The following is a 14,942-nucleotide window of genomic DNA, read 5'->3' on the forward strand; positions in this document are numbered from 1 at the left end:
GAGGTCGGCACCGAGGGCCAGCTCGGCGGCCGCGCCCAGGTCCGCGGCGTCTCCGGCGTCTGGAAGGACCTCACCGACAACGTCAACTTCATGGCGTCCAACCTCACCTCGCAGGTCCGCAACATCGCCCAGGTCACGACGGCGGTCGCCAACGGAGACCTCTCGCAGAAGATCACGGTCGACGCGCAGGGTGAGATCCTCCAGCTGAAGTCGACCATCAACACGATGGTCGGCCAGCTCTCGGCCTTCGCGGACGAGGTGACCCGGGTGGCCCGCGAGGTCGGCACCGAGGGCCAGCTCGGCGGCCGCGCCCAGGTCCGCGGCGTCTCCGGCGTCTGGAAGGACCTCACCGACAACGTCAACTTCATGGCCGACAACCTGACCTCCCAGGTCAGGAACATCGCCCAGGTCGCCACCGCCGTCGCCCAGGGCGATCTCGGCAAGACCATCACCGTGGAGGCCAAGGGCGAGATCCTGGAGCTCAAGTCGACGATCAACACGATGGTCGACCAGCTCTCCGCCTTCGCGGACGAGGTGACCCGCGTCGCCCGCGAGGTCGGCACCGAGGGCAACCTCGGCGGTCAGGCCCAGGTCCGCGGCGTCTCCGGCGTCTGGAAGGACCTCACCGACAACGTCAACTTCATGGCGTCCAACCTCACCTCGCAGGTCCGCAACATCGCCCAGGTGACGACGTCGGTGGCGAACGGCGACCTGTCGAAGAAGATCACGGTCGACGCCCGCGGCGAGATCCTGGAGCTCAAGGACACCATCAACACGATGGTCGACCAGCTCCGCGGATTCGCGGACGAGGTGACCCGGGTCGCCCGCGAGGTCGGCACCGAGGGCCGGCTCGGCGGCCGCGCCCAGGTCCGCGGCGTCTCCGGCGTCTGGAAGGACCTCACCGACAACGTCAACTTCATGGCCGACAACCTGACCTCCCAGGTCAGGAACATCGCCCAGGTCGCCACCGCCGTCGCCCAGGGCGACCTGTCGAAGAAGATCGACGTGGACGCGCGCGGCGAGATCCTGGAGCTGAAGACGACCATCAACACGATGGTGGACACGCTGTCGTCCTTCTCCTCCGAGGTGACCCGGGTCGCCCGTGAGGTCGGCAGCGAGGGCCAGCTGGGCGGCCAGGCCCGGGTGGAGGGGGTGTACGGCACGTGGAAGCGGCTGACGACGGGCGTGAACGAGCTGGCGTCCAACCTCACCACCCAGGTGCGGGCCATCGCCGAGGTGGCCTCGGCCGTCGCCCAGGGCGACATGTCGCGCAGCATCGCCGTCGAGGCGCAGGGCGAGGTCGCGGAACTGAAGAACAACGTCAACCTGATGGTGGCCAACCTCCGTGAGACCACCCGCGCCAAGGACTGGCTGGAGTCCAACCTGGCCCGCCTGGCCGGCCTGATGCAGGGGCACCGCGACCTGATGGAGGTCGCCGACCTCATCCTGCGCGAGCTGACCCCGCTGGTGAACGCCCAGTACGGCGCGTTCTTCCTCGCCGAGACCGACGCCTGCCGGAGCGGCACCGCCCAGCAGCGGGCCCCGCGCGGGCTGGCCTTCATCGCCGGTTACGGCTCGGCGCAGGGCGCCACGGTGGACACCCCCGGCATGCCCGGCCACGGGCTGGTGCGGCAGGCGGCGATGGAGAAGAAGCGCATCCTCGTGGAGGAGACGCCGCCCGACTACATCACCATCACCTCGGGTCTCGGCGAGGCCGCCCCGGCCAGCGTCGTGATCATCCCCATCCTCTTCGAGGACGAGCTGCTCGGCGTCATCGAGCTGGCCTCCTTCTCCCGCTTCTCCGACGTCCACCTGGCCTTCTTCGACCAGTTCGTCAGCACCATCGGTGTGGCGATCAACACGATCATCGCCAACTCCCGCACGGAGTCGCTGCTGTCGGAGTCCCAGCGGCTCGCCCAGCAGCTGCAGGAGCGCTCGGACGAACTCCAGCGGCAGCAGGGCGAGCTGCAGCGCTCCAACGCCGAACTGGAGGAGAAGGCGGCCCTGCTGGCCACCTCCTCGCAGTACAAGTCGGAGTTCCTGGCCAACATGTCGCACGAGCTGCGCACCCCGCTCAACTCGCTGCTGATCCTGGCCCGGCTGCTCGCGGACAACCCGGACGGCCATCTGTCGGAGCAGGAGGTGCACTTCGCCACCACGATCCACCGCTCCGGCTCGGACCTGCTGCAGCTGATCAACGACATCCTGGACCTGTCGAAGATCGAGGCGGGCCGGATGGACGTCCGTCCCAAGAAGCTGCCGCTGATCAAGCTGCTGGACTACGTGCACGCCACCTTCCGCCCGATCACCCTGGACCGCGGGCTCGCCTTCGACGTCACGGTGGGCGAGGACGTGCCGCGCGAGATGTCCTCGGACGAGCAGCGGCTGCAGCAGGTGCTGCGCAACCTGCTCTCCAACGCGATCAAGTTCACCTCCCAGGGGCGGGTCGAGCTGCGGGTGTCGCGCTGCGAGGGTGCCGACGACCTGATCGCCTTCGCCGTGCGGGACACCGGGATAGGCATCCCCCGTGACAAGCTCCCGGTGATCTTCGAGGCCTTCCAGCAGGCCGACGGCACCACCAACCGCAAGTACGGCGGCACCGGGCTGGGCCTGTCCATCAGCCGGGAGATCGCGGGGCTGCTCGGCGGGCGCATCGTCGCCGAGAGCGAGCCCGGCCGGGGCAGCACCTTCACGCTCTACGTCCCGGCGGTCTACGGGGGCCACGGCGGTGCCGGGGAGCCCGAGCCGCAGCACGGGCCCGCGGGCGGCCCGGTGGAGTCCGAGGGCGGTCCGGTGCCCGTGAGCGCGGCGTACGACGCCGAGCGCCGCACGTCCGGCCCGGGTGCGCCGGACGACGGCTGGCCCACCTCGAACCGGATCGACGAGTGGCGGGACGGCCGCGCCGGCCGGGTCCTGACCGGCAACCGCGTGCTCATCGTCGACGACGACATCCGCAACGTCTTCGCCCTCACCCATGTCCTGGGCCGGATCGGGATGCCCGTCCTGTACGCGGAGAACGGCCGCGAGGGCATCGAGACCCTGGAGCGGAACCCCGACGTCGCCCTCGTGCTGATGGACATCATGATGCCCGAGATGGACGGGTACGAGACGATCGAGGCCATCCGCCGCACCCCGCGCTTCGCCGCGCTGCCGATCATCGCCCTGACGGCGAAGGCGATGCCGGGCGACCGCGAGCGCTCGATCGCCTGCGGCGCCAACGACTACGTGCCCAAACCGGTGGACGTGGACCGGCTGCTGCACGTGGCGCACCTGCTGCTCGACCCCGAGGCGGGGCTGGACGGCGGACGGGCCCGTCCCGGTCCCGGCGGCCCGGGCGGCTCCGACGACCCCGCGAGGCCCGCGTCGTGACCACGGGCGGCACCGGTACGGCCGCGGGGAAGGCGGGCATCCTGCTCGTCGACGACATGGAGGACAACCTGGTCGCCCTGGAGGCCATCCTCGGCAACCTCGACCGGCCGCTGGTCCGCGCCCGTTCCGGGGAGGAGGCGATGAAGGCGCTGCTGCGCCAGGAGTTCGCGGTGGTGCTGCTCGATGTCCTGATGCCGGGCATGGACGGCTTCGAGACCGCCTCGAACATCAAGCGCCTGGACCAGACCAAGGACATCCCGATCATCTTCCTGACCGGGAACGACCTGGACACCACCTTCGCCTTCCGCGGCTACGCCACCGGCGCGGCGGACTACCTCACCAAGCCCTTCGACCCCTGGGTGCTGCGCGCCAAGGTGACCGTCTTCCTCGAACTGCACCACAAGACCCGCCAGTTGCGGGGACTGCTGGCGCGCGACCGGGACCGGCTGGAGGCGATCGAGCAGCGCCTGGCGGCCGTCGAGCGGCAGCTCGCCGCCGACGGCCGCCCGGACGTCACCGCCCTCGCCCAGCGCGTGGCCCGGCTGGAACGCGCCCTGCGGGGCGTGGACCTGCCGGGCCCCCGGGTGGGCGACTGAGGCGCCCGGCCCGCTCAGTTCTCCCGGGTGCCGGCGTACATGTCGTCGATCAGGTCCTTGAACTCCCGCTCGACGACGGGCCGCTTGAGCTTCAGGCTCGGCGTGAGGTCGCCGTGCTCGACGTCCAGGTCGCGCGGCAGCACACGGAAGGTCTTGATCTGCTGCCAGCGCTGCAGGTCCTCGTTGACCCGCCGCACGTAGCCGTCCATCAGCGCCCGCACCGGCTCGGAGCCGACGACCTCCGCGTAGGGCCTGCCCTCCAGGCCGTTCTCCTTGGCCCAGCCGAGGATGGTGGGCTCGTCGAGGGCGAACAGGGCGGTGCAGAAGTTGCGGTCGGCGCCGATCACCAGGACGTTGCTGATGAACGGGCAGGCCGCCTTGAACTGGCCCTCGACCGCGGCCGGCGCGATGTACTTGCCGTTGGAGTTCTTGATGATGTCCTTCTTGCGGTCGGTGATGGTGAGGTAGCCGTCGGCGGACAGCTCCCCGATGTCACCGGTGTGGAACCAGCCGTCCGTCTCCAGCACTTCGGCCGTCTTCTCGGGCAGCCCGTGGTAGCCCTGCATGATGCCGGGGCCGCGCAGCAGGATCTCGCCGTCCTCGGCGATGCGGACCTCGGTGCCGGGCAGCGGCTTGCCGACCGTGCCGGTCCGGTAGGCCTCGCCGGGGTTGACGAAACTGGCGGCGCTGGACTCGGTCAGGCCGTAGCCCTCCAGGATGTGGATGCCGGCGCCGGAGAAGAAGTAGCCGATCTCCGGGGAGAGGGCGGCGGAGCCCGAGACGCAGGCGCGCAGCTTGCCGCCGAAGGCGTCGCGGAGCTTGGCGTACACCAGGCGGTCGGCGACCGCGTGCTTGGCGGCGAGCCCGAAGGGGGCGCTCGCGTTGCCGGTGCGGCGGCGGTTGTCCTGGGTGGCCTTGGCGTACTCGCGGGCGACCTCGGCGGCCCACTTGAAGATCCGGTACTTCGCGGCGCCGCCGGCGCGGGCCTTGGCGGCGACGCCGTTGTAGACCTTCTCGAAGATGCGCGGGACGGCGGCCATGTAGGTGGGCTGCACGACCGGAAGGTTCTCGATGATCTTGTCGACGCGGCCGTCGACCGCGGTCACGTGACCGATGGTGATGTGCCCGGCGGTGAGCACCTTGCCGAAGACGTGCGCAAGCGGCAGCCAGAGGTACTGGACGTCGTCCGCCTCCAGCAGGCCGTTCGCCTGGATCGCCCTGGCCATGTACGCCCAGCAGTCGTGCGGCAGCCGTACGCCCTTGGGACGGCCGGTCGTGCCCGAGGTGTAGATGAGGGTGGCCAGTTGGTCCTTGGTGATCTCGCCCACGGCCTTGCTGACGGCCTCGGGGTTCTTCTCCAGGTAGACCTTGCCGCGCTGCTCCAGCTGGGCCAGCGAGAGCGCCCACCCGTCCTCCCCGAGGTCGGCCCCCTCGGCGTCGACGACCACGACGTGGGCCAGCTCGGGCAGCTCGGCGCGGCGCTCGACGGCCTTGGCCAGCTGCACGGCGTTCTCGGCGATCAGCACGCGGCTGCCGGAGTCGGCCAGGATGAAGGCCGTCTCGTCGGCGTTGGTGCTCGGGTAGACGGTGGTGGTGGCGGCGCCCGCGCAGAGCACTCCGAGGTCGGCCAGGATCCACTCGACCCGGGTGGCGGAGGCGATGGCCACCCGCTCCTCGGGACGTACGCCCAGGTCCATCAGGCCCGCGGCGACCGCGTGCACCCGGTCCGCGGCCTGCTTCCAGGTGAGCGACCTCCATGACTCGGCACCGCCGTCCGCCGACGCCACCGGGAAGCGGTACGCCTCGGCATCGGGCGTCGCCTCGACGCGCTCCAGGAACAGGCTCGCCACGGAGGGCGGCCGGTTCTCGATCAAAGTCTGCGTGTCGGTCACGACAACCTCCGGAGGCCCGCCTCTTAGCTGGGTGACTCGTGAGTAACCACCGAGTGGTGATCAGAGTAGGGAATCGGCGCCCGCTTGGTAAGGGGCCGAAGCCACCGCGATGCAACCGTGACGACCAAATACATGGCACATACACATAACGGCGGGCCCTCCCGGAATCCGGGGAGCCCGCCTTCCGGCCACCGCTCCGGCCACCCGCCGGCGGCACCGCGGGGAACGCGGCGCTCAGCCGCCGATGGGCAGACCGCCGATCATGCCCTTGGTGCCCCCGGTCTTGCCCGCACCGCCGAGCAGTTCGCCCGTCTTGCCGGTGACCGCCTTCAGACCGGTCTTGGCGACCTCGTCCTTGGCGTCCAGGATCTTCATCGGCCCGTTGCCGAGCGGGAGGGCCTCCCCGGCGAAGGCGGGGGACGCGGCGGCACCGGCGGCGCCCAGCGCGATCACGGAACCGGCGACGACGGCCGCGGCCTTCGAGTACTTCACTTCACATTCCCCTTCCACAGCGGCGCCTTTCGCCGCTGTCACGATGAGTAACGTCGTGAACTCCCGGCAGAAACCGCGCGGGCCGGGGTTTTTGCCAATCACCCGAATGCCGGACCGCTCATACGAAAGGGCGCCTGCCCGGTAATCGGACAAGCGCCCTCCCTGTGCGTCGTGCCGGGCCGTGTCGGCCGGCCCTCGGCGGCTACTTCTTCTTGGCCGCGCCCTCGTCGCTGGAGAGCACCGCGATGAAGGCCTCCTGCGGCACCTCCACGGAGCCGACCATCTTCATCCGCTTCTTGCCCTCCTTCTGCTTCTCCAGCAGCTTCCGCTTGCGGGAGATGTCACCGCCGTAGCACTTGGCGAGGACGTCCTTGCGGATGGCGCGGATGGTCTCGCGGGCGATCACCCGCGAGCCGATGGCGGCCTGGACCGGCACCTCGAAGCTCTGCCGCGGGATGAGCTCGCGCAGCTTGGCCACCAGACGCACGCCGTACGCGTAGGCGTTGTCCTTGTGCGTGATCGCGGAGAAGGCGTCGACCTTGTCGCCGTGCAGCAGGATGTCCACCTTGACCAGGCTGGAGGACTGCTCGCCGGTGGGCTCGTAGTCCAGCGACGCGTAGCCGCGGGTCTTGGACTTCAGCTGGTCGAAGAAGTCGAAGACGATCTCGGCGAGCGGCAGGGTGTAGCGGATCTCCACCCGGTCCTCGGAGAGGTAGTCCATGCCCAGCAGGGAGCCTCGCCGGGTCTGGCAGAGCTCCATGATCGCGCCGATGAACTCCGTGGGCGCCAGGATCGTGGCCCGCACCACCGGCTCGTACACCTCGGCGATCTTGCCCTCGGGGAACTCGCTGGGGTTGGTGACGACGTGCTCGGCGCCGTCCTCCATCACCACGCGGTAGACCACGTTGGGGGCGGTGGCGATCAGGTCGAGGCCGAACTCGCGCTCCAGCCGCTCGCGGATCACGTCCAGGTGCAGCAGGCCGAGGAAGCCGACGCGGAAGCCGAAGCCGAGGGCCGCGGAGGTCTCCGGCTCGTAGACCAGCGCGGCGTCGTTGAGCTGCAGCTTGTCCAGCGCGTCGCGCAGCTCCGGGTAGTCCGAGCCGTCCAGCGGGTACAGGCCGGAGAACACCATGGGCTTGGGGTCCTTGTAGCCGCCCAGTGCCTCGGTGGCGCCCTTGGTCTGCTGGGTGATCGTGTCACCCACCTTGGACTGGCGGACGTCCTTCACACCCGTGATCAGGTAGCCCACCTCGCCGACGCCGAGGCCGTCGGCCGGCAGCATCTCGGGCGAGTTGGTGCCGATCTCCAGCAGCTCGTGGGTCGCGCCGGTGGACATCATCCTGATGCGCTCGCGCTTGCTGAGCTGACCGTCGACGACCCGGACGTAGGTGACGACACCGCGGTAGGAGTCGTAGACCGAGTCGAAGATCATCGCGCGGGCGGGCGCGTCGGCGACGCCGACCGGCGCCGGGACGGTCTCCACGACGCGGTCCAGCAGCGCCTCGACGCCGAGGCCGGTCTTGGCCGAGACCTTCAGCACGTCGGAGGGGTCGCAGCCGATGAGGTTGGCCAGCTCCTCGGAGAACTTCTCGGGCTGCGCGGCCGGCAGGTCGATCTTGTTCAGCACCGGGACGATGGTGAGGTCGTTCTCCATCGCCAGGTAGAGGTTGGCCAGCGTCTGCGCCTCGATGCCCTGGGCGGCGTCGACCAGCAGGACCGTGCCCTCGCAGGCCGCGAGCGACCGGGAGACCTCGTAGGTGAAGTCCACGTGCCCCGGGGTGTCGATCATGTTCAGGATGTGGGTCTTCCCCTGACCGGCGCCCTCGGTGGGCGCCCAGGGCAGACGGACCGCCTGGGACTTGATCGTGATGCCGCGCTCGCGCTCGATGTCCATCCGGTCGAGGTATTGGGCGCGCATCTGCCGCTGATCCACCACACCGGTCAGCTGGAGCATCCGGTCGGCAAGGGTCGACTTGCCGTGGTCGATGTGCGCGATGATGCAGAAATTGCGGATCAGCGCCGGGTCGGTACGGCTCGGCTCCGGCACGTTCGAAGGGGTCGCGGGCACGCAGGGTCCTGTCTCTTGAGGCGCCTGTCGCCTCTGGTCGGATCGATACGTATGGCTCCCATAGTCCCATGGCCGGGGGCCGCGGCCATGCCGGGCGGCGCGGGACGGGCCGGGAGACCCGCCACCGGCCGCCGGTTTGGGCGGTGTGGGGGCCGACTGCTAGCCTGGGCAGTCGCGTCTCGTGCCCTCTACCCGAGGCGCGGATCCCATCAGATCAAACCTGAGAAGGCTCTTTCGTGGCGAACATCAAGTCCCAGATCAAGCGCAACAAGACCAACGAGAAGGCGCGCCTGCGCAACAAGGCCGTCAAGTCCGAGCTCAAGACCGCCATCCGTCGCACCCGTGAGGCCGTGGCCGCCGGTGACGTCGAGAAGGCGACCGAGGCCGCGCGCCTCGCCTCCAAGAAGCTCGACAAGGCCGTGAGCAAGGGCGTCATCCACAAGAACCAGGCCGCCAACAAGAAGTCGGCGCTGGCGCTCAAGGTGGCCGGCCTCCAGGGCTGAAACCTTCCCGTAGCAGTACCCGTCGGCGAGGACACAGCGGTCCCTCTCACCCGCTCCTCCACCGGCACCCTTGATCTTCCGGCCGCACGCGGCCTGCGTTCGCCACGCGGGTGCGGCCCGTCGAAGGGCCCCGTACCTCCCCGGTACGGGGCCCTTCGGCGTGAGCGGGTACCGCCGCGCGGGGTCAGCGCGCCCGCGCGGCCCGGGCGACGGCGACGACCGCCTTCTCCAGCGCGTAGGCCGGGTCCGCGCCGCCGCCCTTGACCGCGGCGTCGGCCTCGGCGACCGCGCGCAGGGCGGCGGAGACGCCGTCACCGGACCAGCCGCGCATCTGCTGGCGAACACGGTCGATCTTCCACGGCGGCATGCCCAGCTCACGGGCCAGGTCCGCGGGGCGCGCGCCGCGCGGGGCGGAGGCGAGCCTGCCGATGGCCCGGACGCCCGAGGCCAGCGCGAAGGTGATGCCGGGCAGCGGCTGGCCGACCGCGATCGCCCAGCGCAGCCGCTCCAGTGCCTCGGCGGCGCGGCCGGTCACCGCGAGGTCGGCGACCTCGAAGCCGGTGGCCTCGGCCCGGCCCGTGTAGTAACGGGCGACCACCGCCGCGTCGATCGCGCCCTCCACGTCGGCGGTGAGCTGGGCGCAGGCACTCGCCAGCTCCCGCAGGTCGCTGCCGATGGCGTCCACCAGGGCCTGGCAGGCCTCGGGGGTCGCGGACCGGCCCAGCGTGCGGAACTCCTGCCGGACGAAGGCCAGCCGGTCGGCGGGCTTGGTCATCTTCGGGCAGGCCACCTCGCGCGCGCCGGCCTTGCGGGCCGCGTCCAGCAGGCCCTTGCCCTTGGCGCCGCCCGCGTGCAGCAGGACGAGCGTGATCTCCTCCACGGGGGCGTCCAGGTAGGCCTTGACGTCCTTGACGGTGTCCGCGGACAGGTCCTGCGCGTTCCGTACGACGACGACCTTGCGCTCGGAGAAGAGCGAGGGGCTGGTGAGCTCCGCCAGGGTGCCCGGCTGGAGCGCGTCCGGCGTGAGGTCGCGCACATCGGTGTCGGCGTCGGCGGCGCGCGCCGCCTGCACGACCTCCCGTACCGCGCGGTCGAGGAGCAGGTCCTCCTGCCCCACCGCGATCGTCACGGGGGCGAGCGGGCTGTCTGTCGTACTGTTCCTGGCCATCGCGGTCCAGCATCCCATGCGGGTCCGACACAATGTCCCGGTGACCGACGTCAGACATGTGCTCGTCCTCCCCGACCGCGATGCCGCGGAGGAGGCCGCCGACGAAGCCAGCGAGCGCTTCGACCTGCCCCACCGTCCCCAACTCGTCCGCGACGCCCTCGCCGGCGAGGACGACGCCGAGGACGCCCAGTGGCTCGTCGTCATCAATGACGACGACGAGGAACTGGACCCCACCGCCCTGAACGACCTGGCGGAGGAGTTCGAGGGCTGGCTGGAGGAGGACTAGGCCGTGCCGCCGCGCGTTCCCGCCCAGCGCCGTCGCCCGCAGGAGCCGGGGGCGGAGCGCCCGGGGACGGCCGGGGCACTCCCGGCCGTCCCGTTCAACCAGCGCGTACGCCTCCTGGTCGAGGCCGTCGACCAGCCCGACGAACTCTCCCTTGCCCGGGCGCTGATGGAGGCGCGGGGCTGGGCGGTGCGCCGGGCCGACCGCGCGGACGCCCCGGCGACGGCGGGCGGCAGCCGCGTCGCGCTGGTCGTCGAGGTACGGCTGAGCGGCTCGCGCTGGCGGGCCGAGAGGGCGGCGTGCGGGGCCGTGGAACGGCTGGCGAGGACCCACCAGCTCGGGCTGTGGGTCCGGGACGCGGCCCTGCTGCTCAGGGCCGAGGACCCGCGCACCGAGTACCGGGTGGTCCGCCGCCCGGGAACGGGCACCGGCTGGCGCGCCCGGCTCGCCCGGTGGCGGGCCGCCTGCGGCGGGCGCGGCGCGCACCGGCTGCTGCGGCTGCCGGACGGGCTCACCCGGGAGGCGGTCGAGCGGGAGCTCACCGAACGTCCCCTGGGCGGCGCCGCGTTCACCGCCGAGGCCTACGAACTGCGGCCCGCGCCGCCCGAGACGGAGGCGGAGGCGGCCGCGGCGCGCCGTACCGCGTCCCGGGTACGGGTGCTGCCCGGCGTGGCCGTCGCCGCCGCAGCGGGGCTGCTGGGCTGGGCGGCCTCCGAAGCGGGGGCGGGACCGCTGTGGTGGCCCCTGGCGGCGGTGGCCCTCTTCTGCGCGCCGGGGGTGTACTTCGGCCTGCGCGACTCGTGGTTCTCACGCAACGCGGTCTGGCTCGTGCCGCTCGCCCTGCCCGTGGGGTGGTCGCTGGTGACCTGGCTCGGCCGGCTGATGCAGGCGTTGTATCTCGACAGGTTCGGCATCCCGTCCGGTTCCGTGCGCTCCGCCGGGGACCTGTGGCCGTACGCGGCGGCTGCCGAACCGCTGGGCCTCGCGCTGGGGTTCGTCCTGTTCTTCACGGCCGTCGCGGGCTGGCTGCGGCACGTCCACGTCGCCAAGGGCGACAACCGCCTCGCCCTCGTCGCCGTCATCGTGCTGCTCTCGGCGGCCTTCGGGGCCACCGCGCTCCTCGCCGGCGCCCGCGACGCGGACCGAGCCGCCCGGGACGCGGGGGCCGCCGCCCGGCGGGGGCACGCGCCGGCGGCGTACTTCGGGATGCAGGGCACCCTGATGTGCGTGGTGCCCGTCGGGGACGGGCCCGTCCCCGTGGAGAACGGCCCGGTGCCGGCCGACCACGCCGTGCTGTCCTTCGGCGCCTCCGGGGACTGGATCTGGCTGTGGGACCCGGACCGTTCGCAGGCCCTGTCCGTGCGCCGGGACGACGTGCAGCTGCTGCCCGCGGCCGCGGTCAGCGGCGGGAGTCGCCGAACAGGATGCGGTAGATGATCAGGAGGACGAGCGCGCCCCCTATGGCCGCGCCCCACGTGGGCAGGTCGTAGAAGTCCTTGGTGATGGGGTGGTCGAGGAACTTCGCCGAGATCCAGCCGCCGACCACCGCGCCCGCGATGCCGATCAGCGTCGTCCCGACGACGCCGCCCGGGTCCTTCCCGGGGAGCAGTATCTTCGCGATGACGCCCGCGATCAGGCCCAGTACGATCCAGCCGATGATGGTCATGCCGTCAACCTGCCACGGCCCTCCGTCCTTCATGCGTTCCGAGACGGAGCCATGGGCAAGCCGTGACACGGCGGTTGCACTTCTCAGCGAACTCTCGGCTCCGCCGCGGCGGCGGCCCGAGCTGCGAAAACCGGGTGACGTCCGGGGCGGGGGTTCTGCAGGATCGCCGGGTCAGCCGGTTCGCGTCAGGAGGCCCCCGTGGTGCACCGCACGATCGTCCCGACCCTGTTCCCGCCGCCCGGCTACGCGCACGCCGCGGTCGTCGAGGCCGGGCAGCGGCTCGCCTTCATGGCCGGCTCCGTGCCGCTCGACGCGCAGGGCGCCCTGGTGGGGCCCGGCGATCCGGTCGCCCAGGCACACCAGGTTCTCGTCAACCTCGCCGAGGCCCTGCGGGCCGTGGGCAGCGGCCCGGAGCACGTCGTCGCCAGCACGGTGTACGTCGTGGGCACCGACCCCGCCGAACTGACGCGGGTCTGGGAGGTCGTGCGGGCCTCCGGTCTGAGCGAGGGGCCCCACACATCGACGCTGCTCGGGGTCGGCTGTCTCGGGTACGCCGGCCAGTTGGTGGAGGTCACCGCGACGGCGGTGGTGCCCTGAGCCGCGCCGGGCGGTTCAGGCGCGGCCGGCGCGGACGCGCAGGGCTACCGCCTCGGGGCGCTCGGCACCGATGCGCCATGGCGACACTTCCGGGGAACCCACGACGACCGCGCCGGACCCGGATAGCTTCGCCCGCATGACTCGAACACTGCGCGAGCGGCACGCCGGGGCGATGGCCCGGCTCAGGGACGACGAGGACGCGTGGGTGGCGACGGCCGACGGGGAGGGGGTGCCGTGCCTGGTCCCGCTGTCGTTCTTCTGGGACGGGACGGAGGTGTGGCTCGCCACCCGGAGGACGAATCCCACCGGGCGGAACCTGGAGGCCTCGGGACGGGTGCGGCTGAGCCTGGGGCACACCAGGGACGTGGTGCTCGTCGACGGCACCGCACGGGTCGTGGAGTTCGCCGGGCTGCCGGACGGCGTCGGCGACGCCTTCGCGGCGAAGGCCGCGTGGGACCCCCGTACTGACGGACCTTCGTACGCGTTCTACGCGATCCGGCCGCAATGGGTGCAGGCGTGGGGGACGGTGGCCGAGATGCGGGACCGGGACCTGATGAAGGAAGGGGTGTGGCTATTCTGATCTCAGAGCACTGATATGCACAGCGCGAATCCTTAAGTTGCCGGTTTTACGTCGGACATGAGCCAGTTGATCTTCGGATTTCGTTGTCCGAAGACTCTTGACGGGGGCTTGACGGGCGCGGTTTCATCCTCGGAAGCGGAAATGAACATTCCGTTTCGTGTTTCCCTGGACCGGAGGCGGTAGCCCCCTCAAGCCCGACCCGATCGGATGCGCGCATGACCGACACGCTCCACCCGCCGACGGCCCCGCACTCGCCGCTCGCCCCGCCCATCGAGGCACCGAAGTCGCTCAAGAGGTCGATCGGCGTGGTCGGCGGAACGCTTCTGACCCTGTCGTGCCTGACCCCGGCCTCCTCGCTGTTCGTCATCGTGCCCCCGCTCTTCGCCGACCTGGGGACCGGGACCGCGCTGACGATCGTGGTCGCGGCGGTCCTCTGCATCGCGGTGGCCTTCTGCTATTCGGAACTCGGCACGCTGATACCGAGCGCGGGCGGCGAGTACGCGATGGTCGGCACCCTGATCGGGCGGCTGGCCGGATGGATCGTGTTCGTGCTGTCCCTGATCGTCGTGATGATCGTGCCGCCGATCATCGCGCTCGGCACCGGCGAGTACCTGGCGCCGATCATGCAGATCGACCCGAAGATCGCGGGCGCCGCCGTCATGCTGCTCGCCACCGTCATGGGTCTGCTGGACCTGCGCGCCAACGCCTGGATCACGGGCATCTTCCTGGTGCTGGAGGTCGTCGCCGCGGGGGTCGTGGCCTTCCTCGGCTTCTCCCACACCTCCCGGTCGGCCTCGGTGCTGATCCACCCGGTGACCGAGGCCGGCCACGGGGTGAGCTCGGCCGTCACGGCGGGGACGATCATCGCCGGGCTGGCGATCGCGCTCTTCGTGCTGCAGGGCTTCAGCACGGCCGTGTACCTGTCCGAGGAGATGGAGAACCCGCGGCGCACGGTCTCCCGGACGGTGCTGTGGACGCTCGGGATCGGCGCCCTGGTGGTGATCGTGCCGACGATCGCGATCACGCTGGGCGCGCCCGACATGAACTCCCTGATGGCCGGCGACCTCTCCGCGCTCGTACAGGGCTGGAGCAACTCGGCGGTCGGCACCTTCATCAGCCTCTGCATCGCGCTGGCCATCATCAACGCGGGCATCGTGATGGTGATCCAGAACTCCCGGGTGCTCTACGCCTCCGCACGGGACCGGGCCTGGCCGGCGCCGGTCAACAGGGCCTTCGGCACGCTGAGCAAGCGGTTCGGCGCCCCGTGGATCGCGACGCTCGCGGTGGGTGTGCCCGGTGCGGTGCTGTGCTTCGTCCCGGTGGAGACGCTGAGCGGTGTCACCGGCGTCGCGGTCGCCGCGATGTACATCGTCGTCGCCCTCGCGGCCCTCGGCTCGCGCCGCGGCGGGCACGGGGAGCGCGCGGCCTGGCGCATGCCGCTGTGGCCCGCGGTGCCGCTGCTGCTGGTCGTCGTGCTGGCGTACGTGCTGACCCAGCAGACCGCGAAGGACCTGGTGATCACCGGTGTGATCGTCGCCGCCTCGCTCGCCTACTGGCTCTTCTACCTCCGGCCGCGGCAGAGCACCCGCTGGGTGATCTCCGTGCCCGAGGAGGAGATGGGCCTCCAGGGCGTCTGAGCCGCCACCCGTCCCCGGCACCCGTGGGGCCCGTACCGGTCGTGCACCGGTACGGGCCCTTCGCCGTCCCCTGACCGCCCGCTCCGCCTCG

Annotated in this window: 13 protein-coding genes; 8 read left to right on the plus strand and 5 right to left on the minus strand. The window is 71.2% G+C overall.

The window, feature by feature from the left end; all coding sequences use genetic code 11:
- Both ACFW3D_RS01865 and ACFW3D_RS01870 read left to right on the plus strand, forming a co-directional pair.
- On the plus strand, positions 1 to 3,369 hold a 3,369-nt coding region (locus ACFW3D_RS01865; RefSeq protein WP_500500268.1), incomplete at its 5' end, for a HAMP domain-containing protein.
- Positions 3,370 to 3,425: 56 nt separating this feature from the next.
- Positions 3,426 to 3,965 carry a response regulator gene (locus ACFW3D_RS01870; protein WP_500500703.1) on the plus strand — a complete coding sequence of 180 codons (540 nt, stop codon included), beginning with the start codon at positions 3,426 to 3,428 and terminating at the stop codon, positions 3,963 to 3,965.
- A gap of 14 nt (positions 3,966 to 3,979) precedes the next feature.
- Here the strand turns inward: ACFW3D_RS01870 and ACFW3D_RS01875 are convergent, their stop codons facing one another.
- The 3 genes from ACFW3D_RS01875 to lepA form a co-directional block, all read right to left on the minus strand.
- Positions 3,980 to 5,857, minus strand: a complete 1,878-nt coding sequence (locus ACFW3D_RS01875) for an AMP-dependent synthetase/ligase (protein WP_500500270.1) — start codon at positions 5,855 to 5,857, stop codon at positions 3,980 to 3,982.
- Between the two features lie 234 nt (positions 5,858 to 6,091).
- A complete protein-coding gene (locus ACFW3D_RS01880; RefSeq protein WP_018556619.1) occupies positions 6,092 to 6,349 on the minus strand; it encodes a hypothetical protein in 258 nt (85 codons plus the stop codon).
- Positions 6,350 to 6,551: 202 nt separating this feature from the next.
- Complete coding sequence (gene lepA, locus ACFW3D_RS01885) at positions 6,552 to 8,417, minus strand: translation elongation factor 4 (protein WP_500500271.1); 1,866 nt, start codon at positions 8,415 to 8,417, stop codon at positions 6,552 to 6,554.
- Positions 8,418 to 8,653: 236 nt separating this feature from the next.
- Here lepA and rpsT point away from each other — a divergent pair, with 236 nt between their 5' ends.
- The gene (rpsT, locus tag ACFW3D_RS01890; RefSeq protein ID WP_319133817.1) at positions 8,654 to 8,920 is read left to right on the plus strand and encodes a 30S ribosomal protein S20; all 267 of its coding nucleotides are present in this window, start codon (positions 8,654 to 8,656) and stop codon (positions 8,918 to 8,920) included.
- A 184-nt stretch (positions 8,921 to 9,104) separates the two neighbouring features.
- Here the strand turns inward: rpsT and holA are convergent, their stop codons facing one another.
- Positions 9,105 to 10,088 carry a DNA polymerase III subunit delta gene (holA, locus tag ACFW3D_RS01895; RefSeq protein ID WP_500500272.1) on the minus strand — a complete coding sequence of 328 codons (984 nt, stop codon included), beginning with the start codon at positions 10,086 to 10,088 and terminating at the stop codon, positions 9,105 to 9,107.
- A 40-nt stretch (positions 10,089 to 10,128) separates the two neighbouring features.
- Here holA and ACFW3D_RS01900 point away from each other — a divergent pair, with 40 nt between their 5' ends.
- Both ACFW3D_RS01900 and ACFW3D_RS01905 read left to right on the plus strand, forming a co-directional pair.
- The gene (locus ACFW3D_RS01900; RefSeq protein WP_500500273.1) at positions 10,129 to 10,374 is read left to right on the plus strand and encodes a hypothetical protein; all 246 of its coding nucleotides are present in this window, start codon (positions 10,129 to 10,131) and stop codon (positions 10,372 to 10,374) included.
- 3 nt (positions 10,375 to 10,377) lie between these two features.
- Positions 10,378 to 11,808 (plus strand): hypothetical protein, encoded by a 1,431-nt coding sequence (locus ACFW3D_RS01905; protein ID WP_500500274.1) that lies wholly within the window; start codon positions 10,378 to 10,380, stop codon positions 11,806 to 11,808.
- On the opposite strand, the gene ACFW3D_RS01910 is transcribed toward ACFW3D_RS01905, so the two are convergent.
- A complete protein-coding gene (locus ACFW3D_RS01910) occupies positions 11,771 to 12,037 on the minus strand; it encodes a GlsB/YeaQ/YmgE family stress response membrane protein (protein WP_500500275.1) in 267 nt (88 codons plus the stop codon). The genes ACFW3D_RS01905 and ACFW3D_RS01910 overlap by 38 nt on opposite strands.
- A 198-nt stretch (positions 12,038 to 12,235) precedes the next feature.
- Here ACFW3D_RS01910 and ACFW3D_RS01915 point away from each other — a divergent pair, with 198 nt between their 5' ends.
- The 3 genes from ACFW3D_RS01915 (at position 12,236) to ACFW3D_RS01925 (ending at position 14,851) form a co-directional block, all read left to right on the plus strand.
- Entirely contained in the window at positions 12,236 to 12,634 is a 399-nt protein-coding gene (locus ACFW3D_RS01915) for a RidA family protein (RefSeq protein ID WP_500500277.1), read from the plus strand.
- 136 nt (positions 12,635 to 12,770) lie between these two features.
- Positions 12,771 to 13,214 carry a pyridoxamine 5'-phosphate oxidase family protein gene (locus tag ACFW3D_RS01920; RefSeq protein ID WP_500500278.1) on the plus strand — a complete coding sequence of 148 codons (444 nt, stop codon included), beginning with the start codon at positions 12,771 to 12,773 and terminating at the stop codon, positions 13,212 to 13,214.
- A 215-nt stretch (positions 13,215 to 13,429) separates the two neighbouring features.
- On the plus strand, positions 13,430 to 14,851 hold the full coding sequence (locus tag ACFW3D_RS01925; RefSeq protein ID WP_500500279.1) for an APC family permease: 1,422 nt from the start codon (positions 13,430 to 13,432) through the stop codon (positions 14,849 to 14,851).
- The last annotated feature ends 91 nt before the right edge of the window (positions 14,852 to 14,942 follow it).

The sequence above is a fragment of the Streptomyces sp. NPDC058864 genome (assembly GCF_042742985.1).
Lineage (GTDB): Bacteria > Actinomycetota > Actinomycetes > Streptomycetales > Streptomycetaceae > Actinacidiphila.